General features: G+C 32.6%; 7 protein-coding genes and 1 tRNA gene. 2 read left to right on the top strand and 6 right to left on the bottom strand.

The window, feature by feature from the left end; translation table 11 throughout:
• Positions 1-176 precede the first annotated feature (176 nt).
• From AACY61_RS09065 to AACY61_RS09050, 4 genes are all read right to left on the bottom strand, one after another.
• Positions 177-398, bottom strand: coding sequence for a DUF6327 family protein (locus AACY61_RS09065; protein ID WP_339611256.1), 222 nt, complete (start codon positions 396-398; stop codon positions 177-179).
• On the bottom strand, positions 391-738 hold the full coding sequence (locus AACY61_RS09060) for a phage holin family protein (RefSeq protein WP_339611255.1): 348 nt from the start codon (positions 736-738) through the stop codon (positions 391-393). Before AACY61_RS09060 ends, AACY61_RS09065 begins: the two co-directional genes overlap by 8 nt.
• A 24-nt stretch (positions 739-762) precedes the next feature.
• The gene (locus AACY61_RS09055) at positions 763-1,095 is read right to left on the bottom strand and encodes a YtxH domain-containing protein (RefSeq protein WP_339611254.1); all 333 of its coding nucleotides are present in this window, start codon (positions 1,093-1,095) and stop codon (positions 763-765) included.
• 125 nt (positions 1,096-1,220) lie between these two features.
• A complete protein-coding gene (locus AACY61_RS09050; RefSeq protein WP_339611253.1) occupies positions 1,221-2,900 on the bottom strand; it encodes a glutamine--tRNA ligase/YqeY domain fusion protein in 1,680 nt (559 codons plus the stop codon).
• Between the two features lie 155 nt (positions 2,901-3,055).
• On the opposite strand from AACY61_RS09050, the gene folB reads away from it, so the two are divergent.
• Complete coding sequence (gene folB / locus AACY61_RS09045; RefSeq protein WP_339611251.1) at positions 3,056-3,412, top strand: dihydroneopterin aldolase; 357 nt, start codon at positions 3,056-3,058, stop codon at positions 3,410-3,412.
• A gap of 86 nt (positions 3,413-3,498) precedes the next feature.
• Positions 3,499-3,569: transfer RNA gene (locus AACY61_RS09040), tRNA-Cys, on the top strand.
• Positions 3,570-3,639: 70 nt separating this feature from the next.
• Here the strand turns inward: AACY61_RS09040 and AACY61_RS09035 are convergent.
• On the bottom strand, positions 3,640-4,329 hold the full coding sequence (locus AACY61_RS09035) for a LysE family transporter (RefSeq protein ID WP_339611250.1): 690 nt from the start codon (positions 4,327-4,329) through the stop codon (positions 3,640-3,642).
• 57 nt (positions 4,330-4,386) lie between these two features.
• Positions 4,387-4,595, bottom strand: a 209-nt coding sequence (locus AACY61_RS09030) for a S1 RNA-binding domain-containing protein (RefSeq protein WP_339611249.1), incomplete at its 5' end; no start/stop codon positions are given.

Below are 4,595 nucleotides of genomic sequence, written 5' to 3'. Positions count from 1 at the left end.
CTAATTGATTAATTTTCATCTCGTAATCTTCGATTGCTTCATTTACAGCCTCTAATATGATTGGAGAGCAAATGAAAAAGGATAAAACTACTTCTAAAAACAAAGATGAAAAATAGCATTTTAAGGACCATTTGAATATCTTATATATAAAAAAAGCCCGAAAATTCGGGCTTTTTTTATTTTCTAAAAGGTAGTAATCTGTGTAAAACTTTTCCGTAAAGTAATTTTCTCACAATAGACAGTCCAAGGTCTAGAGCGATATTTGTGGGAGAAACAGCATCTTTTATTTCAAAATAATTTTGTTTTAGTTTTTCCTTGTCTATCTGGGCCTGAAGTTTATAAATCTCAAGTTCCTTATTGATTTCTTCAAATGAGTTATAGATTTTCAAATTAGTCATTAAAAAAGGTTTTAGAAGTGTTTTTCAATACTGTTTTTTCAAGTTTTTTTCTACTAAATATCCACGCAAAAATGAAAACCAGCAAGTAAAAACCAGCTACGTATAATAACCCGTAGCTAATATTGCCATAGGCTTCTCCAATTAAAAAAGCCACAGCCAATGAAAGAAAAAACAATAGTAAAAGTGCAATAGCGCCCAATAAAAGTATTCTAAGAATAGCTATAAACGTTTTAGTGGATTTTTTATAAATATCCAGTCTATAATATTCAGTAGAATTCTTTATATAAGACTCTAAATGATCTTGAATGCCTTCAACATTGTTGGTTATTTTTTCAAACACATTAATTTATTTTGATTAGTTTTTTTACTTTTTCTGAAGTTTAGAATTTTGTTTTCTTAACTCTTCCAGTTTTTCTTCCAACGCTTTTAAAACATCGTCTGCTTTATAGCTTGCTGAAGAAATTGTATCATCTAATTTCTCTTCAAAACTTAATCTGGCAGCACTTGCTTTTGAACTCAAGGTTGCTGTGGTTTCTTTTAATTGTTTTGCTAACTGTTTTTGTGCTTTCTCTGCACTTTTACTGATATTTTTTCTTGTTTTTGAGCCTTTTTCGGGCGCATATAGAATCCCTATTCCAGCTCCTATTGCTGCTCCAGTTAAAAGTGCTAATAAAGTTTGTCCGGTGTTATTTGCCATAATTGTATTGTTTAAATTGTTATTAAATTAATTATACTCTAATATACAACTAATCAACCAATTCTACTGTTAATAACCGGTTAATAAATTTTAAGAAGCTCTTAAAATTTTAACTAAAAATGGGATTATTTGTTTTTTAAACCCCAAGAATCTCTCAGCCCCACGGTTTTATTAAAAACTAGCTTTGTGTCAGAACTTTCCTTGTCAACAGCAAAATATCCGATGCGTTGAAATTGGAAAACTTCTTCAGTTTTGGCGTTTTGTAGACTTGGCTCTAAATAACCCTCGGTAACTTGGAGTGAGTCAGGATTGACATGTTCCATAAAATCTTTTGCTTTATCAGTATCTGGGGATTCTGCAAGAAAAAGACGGTCATAAACCCTAATTTCAGCAGGAATAGCATGTTGAATTGATACCCAATGCAAAGTCCCTTTTACTTTGCGTTGAGAAGCTTCTGTTCCGCTTCCACTTCTGCTTTCCGGATCATAGGTGCAATGTATTTCAGTGATATTACCAGAATCATCTTTTATTACTTTTTCACCCTGAATAATATATGCATTTTTCAACCTAACCTCTTTACCCAGGGTGAGTCTGAAAAATTTTCGGTTTGCTTCTTCTTTAAAGTCTTCTTTTTCAATAAATAATTCTTTAGAAAAAGGTACTTTTCTCATTCCTGCTTGTTCGTCTTCAGGATTGTTTTCAGCATCAAGCCATTCTTCTTTTCCATCAGGATAGTTTGTTATGATGAGTTTGACAGGATCAAGAACGGCCATTACGCGCGGTGCTATTTTATTTAAATCTTCTCTTACACAAAATTCAAGATGTGCAACGTCAACAATGTTATCCCGTTTTGCAATACCTATACTGTCAGCAAAATTTCTAATTGAAGTTGGTGTATATCCTCTTCTTCTCATTCCGGAAATTGTGGGCATTCTTGGGTCATCCCATCCATTTACTACGCCTTCTTGTACTAATCTTAAAAGTTTTCTTTTACTTACGACTGTGTGACTTAAATTTCTTCTGGCAAACTCGCGTTGTTTAGGTCTTACTTTTGATTGATCATAAATCTGGTCTAAAAACCAATCATATAACTCTCTGTGTGGTAAAAATTCTAGTGTACATAATGAATGAGAGACTTGCTCCACATAATCGCTTTCACCGTGCGCCCAGTCATACATGGGGTAGATTTTCCAATTATTGGATGTTCTGTGATGGTTTTTATGCAAAACACGATACATTACAGGATCACGCATTAGCATGTTTGTTGATGTCATGTTGATTTTAGCTCTCAATACATGAGCACCCTCCCGAACCTCTCCATTCTTCATTTTTTCAAACAACTGTAGATTTTCATCAATACCTCTGTTTCTATACGGACTTTCTCTTCCGGGTTCTGTTGTCGTACCTTTTTGTTCGGCAATTTCCTGCGAAGTTTGAGAATCTACATAGGCTTTTCCTGCTTTAATTAATTGTATTGCCCAATCATAAAGTTCTTGAAAATAATCTGATGCATAACATTCTTTAGCCCAACTGAAGCCCAACCATTCAACATCGCGTTTAATGGCGTCTACATACTCTTGTTCTTCTTTAGCTGGATTTGTATCATCAAACCGAAGATTTACAGGAGCATCATATTTTAAACCCAGCCCAAAATTAAGGCAGATTGACGTGGCGTGACCAATGTGTAAATATCCATTAGGTTCAGGGGGAAATCTAAACCGAAGCTTATTTTTTTCAAAACCTGATTTTAAATCGTCTTCTATAATATGCTCTATAAAATTAAGAGATTTTTCTTCTGATGCCATAGTGTTTAATTAAAACGCAAAGGTATTAAAATTATAGTTTTAACTAACAGAAAACATAGAGAGGCTTTAGAATGAAAAAGTGTTGTTATCAATGATGTATCTTTGTGATATAAAAATTCATTTTAAACTTTATAAGAATTTTAAAACAACAGATAATGGGTGTTATAAGACTGAAAAAAATCAAGGTATATGCATATCATGGTTGCTTGATTGAAGAGGGAAAAATTGGATCTGATTATTTAGTAGATTTAAAAGTAAAGGCTAGCCTGGCAGAAGCATCAAAAACTGATGAACTGAAAGATACTGTTGATTATGTCCACTTAAACCGAATTGTTAAGGAAGAAATGGCAATTCGTTCGAAGCTTCTGGAAAGCGTAGGGAAAAGAATAATTGCTAGGATATTTAATGAACTTTTACTGGTCAATGAAATAAGGGTAAAGGTCTCTAAAGTAAACCCCCCCATTGGTGGTGATGTTGCTGAAGTTGTAGTTGCAATGAAAGCAAAAAGGTAATTTTTTAAATTAGGTAGTATTTGAAATTAAAATTTTTTACATTTGCTGACCCTGTATAAGGGAATCCCGCTTTTGCGGAAAATTAAGGCATCGTGGCCGAGGGGCTAGGCACCGGTCTGCAAAACCGTCTACTCCGGTTCGAATCCGGACGATGCCTCAAAAATAAAAACTCCTTCATATTTTATTATGAAGGAGTTTTTTTATGTGTCGTTTATTTAAATAAAAGATTAAATAGTTGGAATCCTTCTCTCTATTTGGTTTTCAAAAGTATCATTAATTTGTTTTGGGAAAATTCCTTTGATCAATAAAACAACCCCTGAAATAATAATAATTATACTAATAAGCCTTTTAATTTTATAAATCCTGTAAGGTGTTAGTTTTTTATTTAGTTTTTTGGCAGCAAACATTTTAAAAATATCTATTATCAAATAAGTTCCTAATATAGCACTGAAAAAGAAAATCATTCGATTTGGTTCCATCTCCAACTGTGGCCCAAAAACAATTATTAATCCCAACCAAAAACCTAAAACTCCAATATTTATAAAGTTTAATAAAAAACCTTTTATAAAGAGTTCGAAATAGTTGTTCTTTTTGATGGTGATTATGGTTTCATTTTCTTCGTGGCGGCGGAAGTTTTTTTTATTTTTAATCAATGAGATGATTCCATAAGTCATAAATAAAACACCCCCGAAAATATAAAGTGCCGGATCATCTTTTATCTTTTCAAGTAGTTTGTTTGTACTGAAATATGCTATTAGAATAAAAACCACATCGGCAAGAATAACTCCTAAGTCGAGAGCAAAAGCTGCTCTTACACCCTTTACAGCACTAGTTTCAAGTAGAACAAAAAACACCGGACCTATTAAAAAAGCTAAGAAAAAACCTAATGGGATTGCAGCAAGTAAATCTTCAATCATGCTGTTGATTTATATTACACAAAATTAGGAATTATGATGCTAAACTTCAAGATATACTTATTTTTCAACCTCCTCTTTACTTCCAATAAGGGTAAAATCAAGTTGTTTTTTAACTAAGTCTGCTTGTTTTACTTTCACATAAACTTCATCTCCTAATTGATATACTTTTTTAGTTTTATTTCCAATAACTGCATATTGGTCTCTATCAAAACTATAATGATCATCCCTTAACTCGCGTAAACTCACCATTCCTTCACATTTATTTT

The sequence above is a fragment of the uncultured Planktosalinus sp. genome (genome assembly GCF_963973675.1).
Lineage (GTDB): Bacteria > Bacteroidota > Bacteroidia > Flavobacteriales > Flavobacteriaceae > Planktosalinus.
This window is presented reverse-complemented; position numbering and strand designations above follow the sequence as displayed.